This window comes from Streptomyces sp. NPDC004542 (assembly GCF_040610035.1).
Lineage (GTDB): Bacteria > Actinomycetota > Actinomycetes > Streptomycetales > Streptomycetaceae > Streptomyces.
Window position 1 is genome coordinate 16,800 of the sequence record NZ_JBEXLP010000033.1, and the last position, 14,795, is coordinate 31,594.

The following is a 14,795-nucleotide window of genomic DNA, read 5'->3' on the forward strand; positions in this document are numbered from 1 at the left end:
GGGGAGGGCGCCAACCGTGTGAGCCGCCGCGCGGGTGCGCTTCGTGCTGCCGAATCGGTCTTCGGTACACGGGCGGTGGCGGGACCGGGCAGGCGTGCCGCCTGCCGCACACGGCTCGCCGGCCGGGTGCTCGGCATGATCCACGGCCCCTTCGCCGCGTACGGCGGCGCCTCCCCGGCGTGGGCACGGTTCGGCGGCTCGGCGAAGGAGATCCCCGGCACAGGCCGGACCCCGGATCACGTGCTCATTCGTGGCGGCACCGGCCGCGCACCGCGGCCCCGGGGTGCCGGGCAGTCCGCCGACGAGACACGTGACCCCCGCTGAACGGCACTGCTGTCGGCGTCGTGGGATGTGGTGCCGGGCGTGCGGGCGTCAGGTGGTGGCGGGCCAGGTCCGCAGCAGAGCAGCGATCTTCCCGGCCGTGCAGGCGGGGTCGAGAAGCAGGTCCTTGAGAGCGATGGCGTCCTCGCGGGCGGGTTTGACGGTGATCCCGGCGGCCTCGAGGTACATGACGCCGGTGGCCGCGGCGACGGCCAGGTTGGAACGCTCCAGCCAGCGGCACCGGCCCAGCGTGTGCACCAGCGCGGCGGCTTTGGCGTAGGGGCCGCCGTAGACGGGCTGCTCGAACACTTCGGCCCGGTGGCGTGCGACCGCCGAGACGGGGACGCCGTAGTCGTCGGGGGCCGGGTCGTCCGCTCCGGCGGCTTCGGCGACCTGCAGGATCCAGGGAACCTCGATGTGCAGGTGCATCAGGCTGCGCGCGCTCCCGGCGTCGTCTGCTCGGCCTGTTCGGCGTCGTCGAAGACGCGCTGGTGTTCGGCCAGGAAGCGGGCGGCCGCGTCCACCGCCCGGGCGCGCAGTCCGCTGGTGTCGTCCTGCACGAGCCGGGCGAGGTAGTCCCCGACGCTCAGCCCGAGGTCGGCGGCGCGCTTCTTGGCGAGTTCCGCCACATCTTCGTCCACGCGTGCGCCCAGTTGTGTCTTCGCCATGCCCGCATGGTAACACTTGTTACCATGCGGCGACGGCAGCAGGAGCGTTGGTCTCGTCCGTGCAGTCCGCGTCGAGAACAATGCTCAGTCGATACAGAACTCGTTGCCCTCGATGTCCGGCATCGGGGTGCGCGCATCATTGCCGTCGAACAGCGTTTGCACGTGTACCGCCCCGAGCGGAACCAGCCGCGCACATTCGGCCTCAAGTGCGGCGAGGCGCGCTTCACCCACGAGACCGGTGCCGACCCGCACATCCCAGCACCTCGCACCAGAAGCGAGCCAGACGCTCGGGTTCTGCGCAGTCAAAGGTGACTTGGAACTTCTTGATCGACGACATCGGCGCACAGTAACAGGCCCGCGAACAGGGTGGCGCCGGCCTGGAAACGACGGAACTCCGTTGCTCCGTGGCGCCGCGCGGATCCGTGGATCGGTGAAGGTCGGCTTCCGCCCCGGGCCGCACACCCGTTGCCCGGGCCGGCGTCTCGCCGGGCAGGGCAACGATGTCCACCGCGGCATGAAGGGCGGTACGCGCCGTGTGCTCGATCAGGCCGGGCCAGGTTGCTGAGCGCCCGGATGACGATCGGCCTCAGGATGCGGTGTCCTCGGCGGCTTTGTCGGCACTGCTCGCTTCGTCCTGAGCCATGGCGAGGAAGCGCCGGATCGCTTCGACCGGCATGTCGAGCCCCTCGGACGCGGACAGTTCGTCACCGAACACCTGCACTGCCTCGGTGACAGCCACAGCCAGTTCGACCTCTGCCTTACGGACCTTGGCCTCGGCATCGACCACCGCCAACTGGCGGCGCTGCTTCTCCTGGAGCCTCTGCTTGCGGGAAAGGGATCTGTCGAAGTTCTGCACTGTCATGATCAAGATCATAATCAGTGGTGCATGCGCTCCGGAAATCACCGACTCGTCTGCTGCTCAAGGGTGTTCACGGCTCGAGGGCCCTGTCAGACAGTGCGCGGGGAAGGTGGGGTGTCGGGGGAAGGGGTTTCCCACCGGCCGCAATCGGTCAGGAGGTGACCGACCAGATGCAGGGCGCCGCCGTCGCACCCGTCGTCATCTGACAGCGCCGCACCCCCGGTGCGGGAGCGGGGGTGCGGCGCCGGGGACGGTGCCGGGTCAGTCGCAGGCGCCTCCGTTGAGGGCGAAGGCTGTGGGGGACGGGTTGCTTCCGCTGAGCGAACCCTGCATGCCGAAGCTCACCGTCGCACCAGGCGCGATCGCACGGTTCCAGTCGGTGTTGCGGGCGACGACGTCGGCGCCGCTCTGGGTGACGGTCGCGCTCCAGGCGCTGGTGACCCGCTGGCCGCCCGGGTAGCTCCAGGTCAGCTGCCATCCGTCCACCGCGGAGGAGCCCGTGTTCTTGAGGGTCACGGTCGCGGTGAAGCCGTCGCTCCAGGCATTGTCCACCTTGTACGTCACCGAGCAGGAGGCCGTGGGCTGCGAACCGCCGCCGTCGGACGTCCGTTCGGCGGCGTAGGCGGCGAGCCAGGCCAGCGGGGCGTTCCAGTTGATCGCCACCTCGTTGGTGGAGTACGAGCCGATGTCGTCGATGTAGCAGGCTGCGGGCGCGCAGCCGGCCAGCTTCGCCTGCGCCACCGGATCCTGCAGCGCGCTGTTGGGGCCACCCGCGAGCGAGCCGGCCGGCGGATTGGGCAGCGACGCGTCCGACTGGTGGGCCCAGAAGCGGTGGTGCTGGTTGTGCGAGGACGTCTCGCCGTAGCCGGTCACGTAGGACTGGCCGATGGCGTTGCGGCCGAGCAGGTAGTCCATCGCCTCCAGTACCCCGGCCCGGTAGCGTGCGTCGCCGGTCAGTTCCCCGGCTACCGCCATGACCACCGCGTTGTCGGCGGCCTCGCTGTTGGAGCCCCAGAAGTACCCGTCTGCGGGGATGGGCACCGCGTAGCCCTGCCCGGTCATCGTGGACAGATAGCCGTCGGCGGCCGAGACCACCGAGGAGCGGATGCGGGCCAGGTCGGAGGCGGGCAGCCCGTTGGGGACGGTGGCCAGGGTGAGCCGGCCGAGCGCGGCCGTGTCCGCCCAGCCGAAGCCGTAGGGGGTGAAGGCGCCGGCCGAGGTGTGCCAGGGCGAGGAGGTGACCGCGTCCCGGTAGGCGCTCTCGCCGGTCGTCGCGTAGAGCTCGGCGGCCGCCCAGTAGAACTCGTCGGTCACCTGGGTGTCACCGTAGGCGCCGCCGCCCGTGCCGTCCGAATCGGGCGCGTACATCGCGGGGTTGGCCTGCGCCGCCGTCCAGGCCCGGCGGGCGGACGCCAGACAGCGGTCGGCGAACGCGGAGTCGTACGGCCGGAAGACGCGAGCGCACTGCGCGGCGGTGGCCGCCAGGTTGAGCGTCGCAGCGGTGGACGGACGGTGCAGTTCGCGGGGCTGGGCGTCCTGGTCGGGGCGGGTGGGGATGCCGGTCCAGGCCGCGTCGTGGATCTTGTGGAACGCCATCCCGGCGTACGGTTTGCCCTCGGGGACCTGCATCCGCATCAGGAACTCGATTTCCCAGCGCGCCTCGTCCAGGACGTCCGGAACGCCGTTGCCGCGCTCGGGGATGCGCAGCGTCGAGTCGCCCAGCGCCGCGTTCGTGCCCGCACGCTTGGCCCGCTCGAAGGAGTTGACGACCAGCCAGGTGGAGATGCCGCCGTTGACCACGTACTTGCCCTGGTCGCCCGCGTCGTACCAGCCGCCCCGGACATCCCGGGTGTAGTCGCACACCCCGGCCTGGCAGGGGACGGAGGTGTCGCCCTTGTTCGGCGAGACGCCGAGGTGCCCGGCCGGGCGAGCGTAGGCGGAGCCGACCAAGGAGGCGTCGATGGCGATACCGCTGCGCTGGTGGTAGAAGAACGCCATCGAGTCGGCTCGCAGCCCGTCGTAGAGGTTCGCGCGGATGTCGAACGGGTCGCTGTCGCTGCCGTTCACCGACAGGACGTACCCCGTACCCGTGTCCTTGTACGACGAGAAGTCCGCCAGCTGGACGGACTGCCCGGAGGGCGTGTCCGCGCCGCGCGGGACCGTGGAGCCGGAGGCGACCACCGAGCCGGAGGCGTTGCGCAACTGCCAGGTGAGGGATTGGGTGCTGGAGGTGACGACCGTCGCGCGCTTGGGACCGTCCGGCAGGTAGCCGACCTGGTTGACGCGGACGGCGGTGGTCCCCGCCGCGGCGGCGGGACTGGCCAGCAGGCCGCCGAGGAGGAGGGAACTCGCGAGCAGGGCGGTGGCGAAGGACCTGCCGCGCTGACATAGGGAGGCGAATGCGGGCATGAGCGGCTCCAGAGGGGATTGTGGGGTTTGGGAGCGCTCCCACGGTAAGGATGAGATGAGACTGGCATGAGCATTACAGGACGTCAATGGAGTGCGCCAACGCCGTTCGTTCGTACCGGTGGTGCCGCATGACGTAGACAGGGCCGGGACGGTGAGGCCGAAGCCGATTGCTGACGCAGAGTCACGCCGCCTCCCGTCACGGCCGGACAGGTGGAGGGGCCTGTGCAGGAGAGGGGCAGCCCGAACTGGATGTCAGAACACGACCGAGCGCTGCCCGGCCTGCGGGTCCCCACGTCGGCTTGCCGCCCGGAAGGCCCTGCTCCCCGTTCTGGCCCATCAGGATGAGGAAGAGGCTCTTCATGGCAGCCAACCCTCGGGCGCGCCGGATCGTCGCCTCGTCCGCATGCGCGTACACCTCGAAGAACCGTGAGCTCGCGCCGGCGGGAAGCAGCACCCACGCGGCCGCCAGGTCCCACGCCGGATCACCGGCGAACACGGCATCGAAATCAATCACACCCGAGAGCGTCCCGTCCGAGGCGACGACATTCGCGGGATGGAGGTCACCGTGCAGCCATACCGGCGGGCCCTCCCACCCGGGGGCCGCAACAGCGTCGTCCCAGACGGCCCGGACGGCCCGGACATCTGCGGCGATGCCGCCAGGGGCGATGGCTTGCAAGAACTCCTCGAAGCTGCCCGTGCACTCCTTGGGGTGAGCGCCGCGGTCGGAACCGGCCGGCGCCTCAGCGGGCGCCTCCACATGGAGCGCCCTCAGGAAACCCGCCAGAGTGTCGGCCGCGTGGTCGCTGCGGCTGATCGAGGCTTAGTCCAGTGGCTCGCCGCGAACCCACGTCATGATGCTCCACAACCTCGGAAAGCGCGCGGACGGTTCACCGATCCGCACAGGCGTCGGAACCGGGAGCGGAAGACGCGGGGCCAGGACAGGCAGCCATCTGCACTCCTTGCGCAGGAGATCCGAAGCACCCTCCATACGCGGCATGCGCACGGCCAACTCGTCCCCGAGGCGCCACATCTGGTTGCCCCAGCCGCCGGCCACCTCGCGGATGGGCAGCCCTGCCAGGTCGGGATGCTGGTCCTTGAGAAGATCGTGCACCAGCTCTGCGGTGATCTCGATCTCGGAGTCGGTCATGCGAAGCCACAGTACGTGAGACAGGCGGAGTGGACTCTCACTCTCCGGAATGTCCACCGTCGGACCCGCAAGGGCACCCTGGCCGGCGTGGAGCCGATACGCCACTGACGCTTACACATGGTCACCAACACGTTCGGCCGACATCGCAGACCACCTCGTCGAGCCGGTGCCGGCCACCGGGCGCGAAACGCCCCAGAGCGCGGCCGCTGTCTACGGCCGAGTGAAGGCGGAGGGCGCTGGTGGGCGTGCCTCCGGCCGGAGGGGTGCCTCAGGAACGGGGCTCCAGCACCTCCAGCGCGCCGGTTTCGGTGTCGTAGCTGCGCAGGGTGGTGAGCCAGACCGACAGCGGCGGTGCCGGCAGCAGCTCGGGGACCCGCCGGCCGGAGAAGGCACCGGCCCGCCGCGTACGGCCGAGGGTGACGTGAGGGCTCCAGCGCCCAGGTTCGTGGAATGGGCTGAGGATCTCGGGCGGGCTGTCCGAGGCCACCGCCTCCCACACCCTGCGGTGCAAGCCGACCAGCACGGAGTCGAGGTCCAGCCCCCAGGCCAACACCGAAGTCGGCCGCTCGAAGCGGACCACGCCGGTGAACCGCACGGGCAGCGGCAGGGCGGCGGCCACCTCGGCCAGCTCCCAGCGAATCGGGGCGGTCAGCTCCCGGCAGGCGGCCAGGGTGAGGTGCGGGCAGTTGGTCGGTGAGCGGTGACGTGCCTGACTGGGCAGCCCCGCGTCCGCGAGCCGCCGCCAGGCCTCCCGAACCGCCAGATCCGCCTCCTCGTCCAGGAGAAGCTCGACCGTGCGCACCACCGCAGCCTACCGGCAATCACCTGCGGATCTGCCGCCCACGGGCACCGGCCGGGCCGTCACGCCGGTGGCGGGTCAGAGACTCCCCCAGTCCGTCCAGGCCATGTCGGGCCCCTTCATGAGGATGGCCGGGTGGGGCCGCCCCGGGCCGAGGAGGTGTTCGGCCTCGGCCCGGGGCATTCCGCAGTGGAGCGGACCGATCCTGCCGGTCCGGGCGAAGTCGACGAGCATGGACATCACGGCACGGCAGTGACCGCACATCCCCGGATGCCCGGTCAACCGGACATCCGACGGTTCCCGCGGGGGCAGCGGGTTCCCGGCCCGCGGGCGGGCCCTGGACGCGACCACCACCGTCCCGCTCGGTGTCGGTCGCGGTCCACGGGCGCACCGTCCATGTGCCGGGCAAAGCCGGAGGGGATGTACGCGGTCCTCGACGGCACCCACTCGTGCCGCCGTAGCGCTGCCGGCCGGTGCCCGGGGAGCCGAACGTCGAACAGAGCGCAACGTTGTCGGCGACCGCCGACACATCGGCGACGCTGCGCCCCGGGCAGCCGCTGTCCTTCTGGAACTCCGGTTTGGTCCGGTACGACGCACAGCCCGAGCCCGGGCCGTAGAAGCCCCGCTTCCACACGGTCTCGTCCCAGCCGCGCGGGCTGTCCGGGTCGGCGCTCAGATTCGTGCCGCCGACGGCCGTCACGGCGGACGGGGTGGCCGGGAACGAGACGCCGTAGCCGTTGTCGCCGCTCGCGGCGACGATCGCGACACCGGGATGGTCGTAGGAGGCGCCGTACGTCTGCCGGTCCGACGCGAAGTCACCCGTGCGACCGTAGGAGTGGGATACGTGAAAGTCATCATGCGGACTTGCGGCCGGTCTTGCCGACGAGCGCGGTGCGCGCCAGATCCCGTAGCCAGATGTGCGCGGGGTCGGTGTCGTAGCGCTGATGCCATGACAGGTAGACCGGGGCCGGCGGCATGTCGAGCGGCAGGGGGAGCAGGGCCAGTCCGAGGTCCGCGGCCGCCGAGCGTGTGGTGGCTTCGGGTGCTGTGACGAGGAGGTCGGAGCCGCGCACGAACTCGAATGCGGCGGCTTCGGTGGGCGCGGTCGCCACCACATGGCGGGTGAGGCCGAGCCGAGCGAGAGCGTCGTCGAGGGGGTCGCCGAGCCTTCCACGCCGGGAGACGGTGAGGTGCTCGGCCGCGGCGTACCGCACGGCGGTGACGGCCTTGACGCGGGTGAGCGGGTGCCCCTGCCGCACGACGATGACGTAATGGGCCTCGGCCACCTGCTCGGCGCGGATCTCGGGTGCGGTCGGGAGGTTCGCGTCCGCGGCGAGGTCGACCTCGCCGCGACGCAGCTCGGGGGTGTCGATGTGCGATTCCGCGATGAAGCGCAGTCGCACGCCCGGCGCCTGCTCGCGCACGGCGGCGAGGAGCGCGGGGCCGCTGAGCGCGACGAGCGCGTCGTGCCAGCGGAGTGTGAAAACGCGCTCGAGTGCGGTGAGGTCGAGTTCACGGCTCGGCGCCAGCACGCTCTGGACCTGCTGCAGCAGATCGTGCACCTGTTCCCGGACTGCGATCGCGTACGGCGTCGGGGTCATCGTGCGCCCGGTGCGCACCAGGATCTGATCCCCCGTCGTACGCCGGATCCGGCCGAGGCTTCGGCTCATCGCGGGCGCGGTGACGTGCAGACGCTCGGCCGCTGCGGCCACGCTGCCTTCCTCCAGGAGAGCGTCGAGCGCGGCGAGCAGGTTCAAATCCAATTGCATGAGAGTCATCCTAGCCGTGCTTTACATGCACTTGATGTTAACGAGTGGTCTCCCTACCTTCGAGATGCGGGCGCACACGCACACGGTTCAACCGGGGTCGTCCGCCTCACACCTACTCAGTCGGGAGTACTGCCATGTCCGCATCGATCCAGCGCATGAGTGTCGCCGCATCCGCCGACCCCGCTCGCGACGCGGACCTGCTCGCGCAGACCGCGCTAGCGGTGAGGGCGGCGGGTTCGGCGCTGCGGGAGCGCTTCGGCGACGTGGTTCGCCACGAGACCCGAGAAGAGCTGATGCGGGCACTCGCCGCCAACGACGACGCGGCCCTCGACATCCTGCGCCCCCGCCTCGCCGTCTTGCGCCCGGACGCCGGCTGGGTGGAGGACGAACTCGCGGGCGGGGCCCTGCCTCCGGGCGAGTGGTGGATCGTGGATCCGGCCGAAGGCAACGTCAACCACCTGCACGCCCTGCCGGAATGGGCGGTCACCGCCACCCTCGTGCGCGACAACCAGCCGGTGCTGACCGCGGTCCACCTGCCGTTGACCGGTGAGACCTACACCGCGCTCGCGGGCGGCGGCGCCCACCTCGACGGCCGGCCGCTGCGCGTGTCCCGGACCACGGACCTCGGCCTCAGCCTGGTGGCCACGAGCCAGGCCAGGCCGGACGAGGACGAGGAGGTCGTGCGGCGCGTCGGCTCCTCGATCACCGCGATGCTCTTCGACGCGCTGGTGGTGCGCACCTCGGTGCCCGCGACCCTGCACCTGCTGAACGTGGCCGCCAGCCGGATCGATGCCTTCTGGCAGTTCGCCGGGGCCCGCGCGGACCTGCTTCCCGGGGCTCTGCTCGTCGCCGAGGCCGGCGGACGGATCTCCGACGCCGAGGGCAGCTCCTGGAGCCCCGGGAGCGAGAGCTTCTTGGCCGCCGCCCCCGGCGTGCACGCCGAGGCCGTTGTCACGCTCTCCCTCTGACCACTCACAAAGACCACGGGTACCGGAAGGACCGGATCAGCATGACCAAGATCGCCGTACTCGGAAACGGCCGCGTCGGCGGCGGCCTGGCCACGGCCCTCGCCCGGGCCGGACACGAGGTGACCGTGGCGGACCGCTCGCCAGGCTCTGCCGCCGACGCCGCCCGGACGGCGCAGGTCGTCATCAACGCCACGCTGGGCGCCGGCTCGCTGGAGCGGCTCACCGCGCTGCGCGAGGAGCTTCAGGGCAAGATCCTCATGGACGTCTCCAACGCCACCGTCGACGGACCGGACGGACTGCCCGCCGACCTGCTCTACCCAGGCTCAAGCCTCGCCGAACAACTCCAGGAGGCGCTTTCCGGTACGCACGTCGTCAAGACGCTCAACACGATGCTCTTCACCGTGATGACCGCGCCCGCCGCGCTCGCCCGGACGCCGACCGCCTTCCTCTCCGGCGAGGACCCGGAGGCCAAGCGGGCCGTCCGCGGGCTTCTCGCGGACCTCGGCTGGCACCAGGAGTGGATCACGGACCTCGGCGGGATCGAGACCGCGCGGGCTGCCGAGGCCGCGATCCTGTTCGTACCCCATGTGATCCGGTCCAGTGGATTCGCGCCCTTTGCCGTCTCGATCGCCCGCTGACAGCCCCGAAGGGCCGGTCCGCCGCGTCATACGTTCATCACCGGGCCGGCCACGGCCCTCACGGGTTCCAGCCGCAGCCGTCGGCGCCGGCCGCGACGGCCGCCGACTGCGCAAGTGAGCCCAGAGGCTGTTGTCCTGGCCGGAGGCTACGAATGGTCCTCCTCGGTCTGGTCGGTCAGCGGCAGGATCTCGACGTACCCGTCGGTTCCGTGCACGCGGATCCGCTGTCCGTCCCGGATCAGACGGGTGGCCTGCTCCACGCCCACGACGGCCGGCAGGCCGTACTCCCGGGCGATCACTGCGCCATGGGTCATCAGGCCGCCCACCTCCGTCACCAGGCCCGCGATTCCGACGAACAGCGGCGACCAGCTGGGATCCGTGAAGGTCGTGATCAGGATGTCGCCCGCTTCGAGATCGGCCTTCGCCACGTCCAGGATGACGCGGGCCCTTCCCTCGACGGTCCCGCCGGAGACCGGCAGGCCGGCCAGGGCGCGGGCCGGCACGTCGTCGCGCCGGTACGCACCGGTGACGGCCTCGCCGTCCGAGGTGAGGACCCTGGGCGGTGTGAGCGCGTGGTAAGACTCGAACGCGTCCTTGCGCTGCTGGATGAGCCGGTCATCCACCTCATGGGAGCGCACGACGTCGCGGAGTTCCTGGAACGTGAGGTAGAAGATGTCCTCCTTCTCGGCAAGCACGTCGGCCTGCACGAGGCGCTCGGCCTCCTCCAGCAGGGCCTGCTTGTAGACGAAGGAGCGGCTGACGATGCCGAACTTCGGGTACTCCCGGTATCCGATGAAGGTTCGGACACGGTCGATCATCCGCTTGGTCTCGTCGGCTTTCCGGTCCCCGTCCGGCAGGGCCCGCAAGCGTGACAGCACGTCCTGTTCCTTCTGCCGCGCCTTCTGCCGTCCTTGCTCGAAGCGCCGCTCGGCGGCACCCGGCTCGGAGTTCCTGACGTGATCGAGGATCACGGGCACGAGCGTGGTGGGGCGCTCGCGCCAGCGAGGCCTCGTGATGTCGATCTCGCCGACGCAGCGCATGCCGTACCGGTCGAGGTAGGCCTCAATGGCGTCGCGCGCTTCGGTCCCGCCCGCCAGCTTCGCCAGCTCGTCCATGAAGCCCTCGTCCTCGACGTCCCGCAGGAACGCCACCACCTCTGGATGCGGGCGGATCACGTCCGCGACGTCGAGCAGCGCCAGTCCCATCTCCGAGGTGACGTTGCCGGGGGCGGACAGCGTGAGCGTGTCAGCGGCGTTCTTCTCGCCCAGCCACTCCCGCAGGTTGTCGTTGAGCCACCACGTGGCCTCCATCCCCGCCATGATCACTTGTACGCTCAGCGGATCACTGAGGACTCGCTTGTGCTCCTCGAAGGCCTCCAGCAGGAAGTCGAACAGCGCCGGTCCGGTCTTCGTCCGGATGCCGCGCTCCAGGGTGGTGATGGACGCCTGGCTGGACTCGATCAGCTCGGTGACGACGGCCGGGTCGGTCTCGATCGAAGCGGACGCGCCGCCGGCCGACGGCCTGCCGGGACCGGTGTCCGGGAGCGACGGGACGAAATCGTCGCGGTCGAGAACGGTCTCCAGCGCGTCCCTGACCAGCGGATCGCCTCTCCCCATGACGTCCAGGAGGCCGGCGCGGCTCGCGGGCGAGGCCAGGCGCCGGGTGACGTCGACGAACAGTCTCCCGCCGGCCTCGTGCATCGGCACCATGGCCGTCAGCTGCCATATGGACAGCCCCAGGGGTCTCATGGGGTCGGTCATCATCTGCTGATGACCGACCGAGACGTAGACGTGATTCTCCTGGTCGGCGGTCTCCGGGATGGGGAACAGCGTCGTGATCGGCCGGCTCTGCACGATGTGAAAGCCGTCGTCGACCAGGCACCATTCGATGTCCTGAGGGCGGCCGAAGTGCGCTTCGATCCGGCGCCCCAGCTGCACGAGCCGCACGGCCTGCGCATCCGACAGCGCCGGTTGCTCCTGCCGCTGCGAGTCGATCGCCACTTCCCGCGTGCCTCCGGCCGGCAGGGCGTGAACGGCACGCTGTTTGACGGCGATCGTCTTGGCGACGACTTCACCGTGTCGCACCTTGAAAAGGTCGGGGTTCACCAGGCCGGAGACCAGGGCCTCGCCGAGGCCGAAGCCGGCGTCCACGGTGGCGACCTTCCGGTTGCCCGTGACGGGGTCGGCCGTGAACAGGACGCCGGCCGCACGGGGGAAGACCATCCGCTGCACGACCACGGCCATGCGGACCCTACGGTGGTCGATGCGGTTGCGCTGACGGTAGCTCACGGCCCGCTCGGTGAACAGCGAGGCCCAGCACCGGCTGACGTGCCGGAGGATCGCCGCCGACCCGACGACGTTCAGGTACGTGTCCTGCTGCCCGGCGAAGGAAGCCGTAGGCAGGTCCTCTGCCGTCGCGCTCGATCGGACGGCGTAGGCGGCCTGCTCGCCGAACCGGGCGAGCGCGCGGGTGATCGCCGCCGCGAGATCGGCCGGGACGGCGATGTCCTCGATGGTCCGGCGGATCTGCGCGCTGAGCGTGCGGATCGCCTCGTGGTCCTCCGGGTTCGAGCGCGACAGCTGATCGAGCCGCTCGTCCAACGACGGCGCATCCGCCATGACCCGCCTGAAGGCGTCAGTCGTCACGCAGAAGCCGACGGGCACGCGGATGCCGTCGATCCGCGACAGCGCGCCCAGGTGCGCGCCCTTGCCGCCGACGACCGAGCCCTGCGTCTCGTCGATCTCTTGAAGGTCCAACACATACCGCTGCCCGGTCATCGCCACACCTCCAGAGCAGCCGTGCCCCGTCGCGCCGACGAGACCGTCCTCGTCCGTGGTTGCCTTCCCCACTGCACTGCGGGCCCCACCGCTGGTTCGACGTCACCGCGTCCCCCGTACGCCGACAACAGCACACGCACGTCGTGTCCTCATTTCCGCAGGTTGTGGCCTTGGACGACGATTCTGCGCCGCGACCCGGGTCTTGCCGCAAGCCCCCCAGCGCGCTATACGTTGAGAGTGCAAGGAGAATGTGCTTCTTGCCCTGAAGGCCGCAGGCCGGCCCTTCACTCCGGCTCACTCGTGTGGTGGGCTCCCCGTCAGTGCGCACCGGGCCCGGGCCCCGAGTCGCCTGGGCTGTCGGGGCTGTCACCGTAGAACCCGTCCAACTGCACGTCGAGCTCGGCGAGATCGGGATGCTCGGCCAACTCGCGCACTTCCGCCTCAGTCAGGACGTCCAGGAGGCGGCGCATCGAGCGCGTAGCCAGTACAGCCTCGGCCATCTTGTCCAGTTCGGCCGCGCGTTTACGATGCAGGCCCGCCAGGATGCGGAGCTGACGGGCTCTCAGTTCGTGCCGGTCCACGCCCTCGCTCATCCGGTCTTCTCCTCGCTGCTCGCCGAGCGCTCCCGGCGCTTCTTCAGGACCAGGACATGCAAGGCTTCGATGATTGACTCGGAGCAGGAGCGTATTGCACAAACCCTGAGCGAGCACCGCGACGTCCTCGACCGGCGTCCACGAACTCCCTGATGGGGATGTGCCGACGCCTTCATGACGGCCTTCCCCGAGGCCATGGACTTCACCGCCGACCGGGAGCGGACTTCGCGGGCGATCGCCGAACTGGCCCGCCGAGCCCAGGAGACCGGTGAACTCCGCCCCGGCTTCGTCGTCGACGACCTGATCCTCATGCTCATGGCCCACCGGGGCCAAGACGCGCCGCGTGCCGCCCGGCTCACGGCCTCCCGACGCTTCGCCGCCCAGCACACCGTAGCCCGAAGAGTTCGGGCGGCTGGAGATACGCACTCGACGGGGTGGGGACCGGGAGTGTACGGCGGCAGCCGAATCGGGGAGGACCCCTGCCAGGCCGACGCCTGCCGGGGGTCCTCCCCGTACGGGTCCTGTCCGTCTCCCCCCGGAGAGTCGTGGGGACCGCGCTCGGTGCGATCAGAGCTGGTCCTGCGGGACGTCCTCGCCGGCCAGACCGCTCATGTCGAAGTCGGCGTCACCCATCGCCGGCCCGCCGAGAAAGCCGCTCATGAGGTCACCCAGGTCGATCGTCGTGGCACCGGCCGGAGCGGTGGGCCTGGCGCCCTCGCGCATCCGCAGTGTCATGCCGAGCTTCTTCACCTCGGCGTTCTCGGCCAGCTTGGCGAGGTCCACGTCCACCTGGGCCAGCTCGCCGTTCTTGAGCATGAAGTCCGCCGTCACCTTGGCACGGGGAGCGTCCTTCAGGTCCTTGTCCGTCGGCAGCTCCATGCCCGGCGGCAGGTCCTTCACCAGGGGCCGGATCTCGCCGAACAGCTCGGTGAGCAGTGTGCGGAAGGGGGCCGTGGCGGTGACGTGCTCGGTGCCGTCCCCGCCGTCGGCCGTCTTGAACTCCACCTCACGGGCGATGACCTCGCGGAGGGCGTTCACCAGCCGCTTCTGCGTCTTGGCGTCGAGGGAAGGTGCGGCACCTCCCCCGGCCTCCTGACCCTCCGCGGCGGCCTTGTCCATCTCCTTGGTGTTGAACTTCACCCACTTGCCCTCGATGACGTCCTTCATCGCCCCGGCCTCCGGGGGCAAATCTTCAGCGTCCGGCAGAGGGCTGCCCATCGTCTTGCCCATCGCGTCCATGTCGGCACGGATGTAGGTGTAGTCGCCGATCACCCGGTACTCGGCGAGGTCGCCGTCCGCGGTGCTGACCTTCATGGCCGTGCCGACGAGGTCCGTCTCACCGGAATCCTCGAGCGGCTTCTTCGACTGCACGGTCACAGTGATCGTCGCGCCGCTGAGCAGTTCGGCGGCCTCGTCCGGGATCTCCTCGCCGGGTGCGGGGTCGGACCCGGCGTCCAGCGCCTTCAGGGACGCGACGTCGGTGTCCAGCCCGAGCTCGAAGGAGAGCGTGTTCTTCTTGCCGAGCTTTTCGAAGGCCCGGTCGAGCTTCTTGCCGGCGGACAACTGCTCCACCGTTCCACAGGCGGCGGATCCCGCGAGGACGGCGCCGACGACGGCGGTGGCGGTCAGGGTCTTGCGTATGACGTTGATGATGGTCTCCTCGTGGCTCCGATCACAACGTGATCCGATCAGAAGACTCACAACCCGCCCACAGGGTTGCCCTCGCCCTACCGAATCCAAGATCGACGGGATCGCCGAGCGAGCCGGGTTCAGCAGGCGGCGGACGCCGAGGGTGACACCTGGCCGCGGTGACAGGCGTTCCAGGTCCGCTTCCCGTAGTCCCGGTC

Annotated in this window: 11 protein-coding genes and 3 pseudogenes; 3 read left to right on the forward strand and 11 right to left on the reverse strand. The window is 70.2% G+C overall.

Annotated elements, in window-relative coordinates:
* Positions 1-372: 372 nt before the first annotated feature.
* From ABZX30_RS19620 to ABZX30_RS19660, 9 genes and pseudogenes are all read right to left on the reverse strand, one after another.
* Complete coding sequence (locus ABZX30_RS19620; RefSeq protein WP_355935013.1) at positions 373-750, reverse strand: fic family toxin-antitoxin system, toxin component; 378 nt, start codon at positions 748-750, stop codon at positions 373-375.
* The gene (locus ABZX30_RS19625; protein WP_355935014.1) at positions 750-989 is read right to left on the reverse strand and encodes a hypothetical protein; all 240 of its coding nucleotides are present in this window, start codon (positions 987-989) and stop codon (positions 750-752) included. The genes ABZX30_RS19620 and ABZX30_RS19625 overlap by 1 nt, the downstream gene beginning before the upstream one ends.
* Before the next feature lie 84 nt (positions 990-1,073).
* Positions 1,074-1,326, reverse strand: a pseudogene (locus ABZX30_RS19630) (VOC family protein).
* 249 nt (positions 1,327-1,575) lie between these two features.
* Complete coding sequence (locus ABZX30_RS19635; protein WP_355935016.1) at positions 1,576-1,851, reverse strand: hypothetical protein; 276 nt, start codon at positions 1,849-1,851, stop codon at positions 1,576-1,578.
* A 258-nt stretch (positions 1,852-2,109) separates the two neighbouring features.
* A complete protein-coding gene (locus ABZX30_RS19640) occupies positions 2,110-4,257 on the reverse strand; it encodes a glycoside hydrolase family 9 protein (RefSeq protein WP_355935018.1) in 2,148 nt (715 codons plus the stop codon).
* 196 nt (positions 4,258-4,453) lie between these two features.
* A pseudogene (locus tag ABZX30_RS19645) lies at positions 4,454-5,404 on the reverse strand (aminoglycoside phosphotransferase family protein).
* A gap of 268 nt (positions 5,405-5,672) precedes the next feature.
* Positions 5,673-6,206: a 2'-5' RNA ligase family protein gene (locus ABZX30_RS19650; protein WP_355935020.1), complete on the reverse strand. Its 534-nt coding sequence runs from the start codon at positions 6,204-6,206 to the stop codon at positions 5,673-5,675.
* Between the two features lie 75 nt (positions 6,207-6,281).
* Positions 6,282-6,443 carry a hypothetical protein gene (locus ABZX30_RS19655; protein WP_355935021.1) on the reverse strand — a complete coding sequence of 54 codons (162 nt, stop codon included), beginning with the start codon at positions 6,441-6,443 and terminating at the stop codon, positions 6,282-6,284.
* Positions 6,444-7,057: 614 nt separating this feature from the next.
* Complete coding sequence (locus ABZX30_RS19660; RefSeq protein ID WP_355935023.1) at positions 7,058-7,972, reverse strand: LysR family transcriptional regulator; 915 nt, start codon at positions 7,970-7,972, stop codon at positions 7,058-7,060.
* A gap of 134 nt (positions 7,973-8,106) precedes the next feature.
* On the opposite strand from ABZX30_RS19660, the gene ABZX30_RS19665 reads away from it, so the two are divergent.
* Together ABZX30_RS19665 and ABZX30_RS19670 are read left to right on the forward strand one after the other, a co-directional pair.
* A complete protein-coding gene (locus ABZX30_RS19665) occupies positions 8,107-8,940 on the forward strand; it encodes an inositol monophosphatase family protein (protein WP_355935025.1) in 834 nt (277 codons plus the stop codon).
* Positions 8,941-8,981: 41 nt separating this feature from the next.
* Complete coding sequence (locus ABZX30_RS19670) at positions 8,982-9,578, forward strand: NAD(P)-binding domain-containing protein (protein WP_355935026.1); 597 nt, start codon at positions 8,982-8,984, stop codon at positions 9,576-9,578.
* A 146-nt stretch (positions 9,579-9,724) separates the two neighbouring features.
* On the opposite strand, the gene rph is transcribed toward ABZX30_RS19670, so the two are convergent.
* The gene (gene rph / locus ABZX30_RS19675; RefSeq protein ID WP_355935028.1) at positions 9,725-12,355 is read right to left on the reverse strand and encodes a rifamycin-inactivating phosphotransferase; all 2,631 of its coding nucleotides are present in this window, start codon (positions 12,353-12,355) and stop codon (positions 9,725-9,727) included.
* Between the two features lie 755 nt (positions 12,356-13,110).
* Here rph and ABZX30_RS19680 point away from each other — a divergent pair.
* A pseudogene (locus ABZX30_RS19680) lies at positions 13,111-13,329 on the forward strand (TetR/AcrR family transcriptional regulator); the annotation flags it as partial.
* 186 nt (positions 13,330-13,515) lie between these two features.
* Here the strand turns inward: ABZX30_RS19680 and ABZX30_RS19685 are convergent.
* On the reverse strand, positions 13,516-14,520 hold the full coding sequence (locus ABZX30_RS19685) for a hypothetical protein (protein WP_355935103.1): 1,005 nt from the start codon (positions 14,518-14,520) through the stop codon (positions 13,516-13,518).
* Positions 14,521-14,795 lie beyond the last annotated feature (275 nt).

Bases quoted from the DNA above. Each gene is read 5' to 3' on its own strand.
- ABZX30_RS19670 (WP_355935026.1), top strand. From the start codon at position 8,982: ATGACCAAGATCGCCGTACTCGGAAACGGCCGCGTCGGCGGCGGCCTG.
- ABZX30_RS19655 (WP_355935021.1), bottom strand. From the start codon at position 6,443: ATGTCCATGCTCGTCGACTTCGCCCGGACCGGCAGGATCGGTCCGCTC.
- ABZX30_RS19625 (WP_355935014.1), bottom strand. From the start codon at position 989: ATGGCGAAGACACAACTGGGCGCACGCGTGGACGAAGATGTGGCGGAA.
- ABZX30_RS19620 (WP_355935013.1), bottom strand. From the start codon at position 750: ATGCACCTGCACATCGAGGTTCCCTGGATCCTGCAGGTCGCCGAAGCC.
- ABZX30_RS19640 (WP_355935018.1), bottom strand. From the start codon at position 4,257: ATGCCCGCATTCGCCTCCCTATGTCAGCGCGGCAGGTCCTTCGCCACC.
- ABZX30_RS19665 (WP_355935025.1), top strand. From the start codon at position 8,107: ATGTCCGCATCGATCCAGCGCATGAGTGTCGCCGCATCCGCCGACCCC.
- rph (WP_355935028.1), bottom strand. From the start codon at position 12,355: ATGACCGGGCAGCGGTATGTGTTGGACCTTCAAGAGATCGACGAGACG.
- ABZX30_RS19635 (WP_355935016.1), bottom strand. From the start codon at position 1,851: ATGACAGTGCAGAACTTCGACAGATCCCTTTCCCGCAAGCAGAGGCTC.
- ABZX30_RS19660 (WP_355935023.1), bottom strand. From the start codon at position 7,972: ATGCAATTGGATTTGAACCTGCTCGCCGCGCTCGACGCTCTCCTGGAG.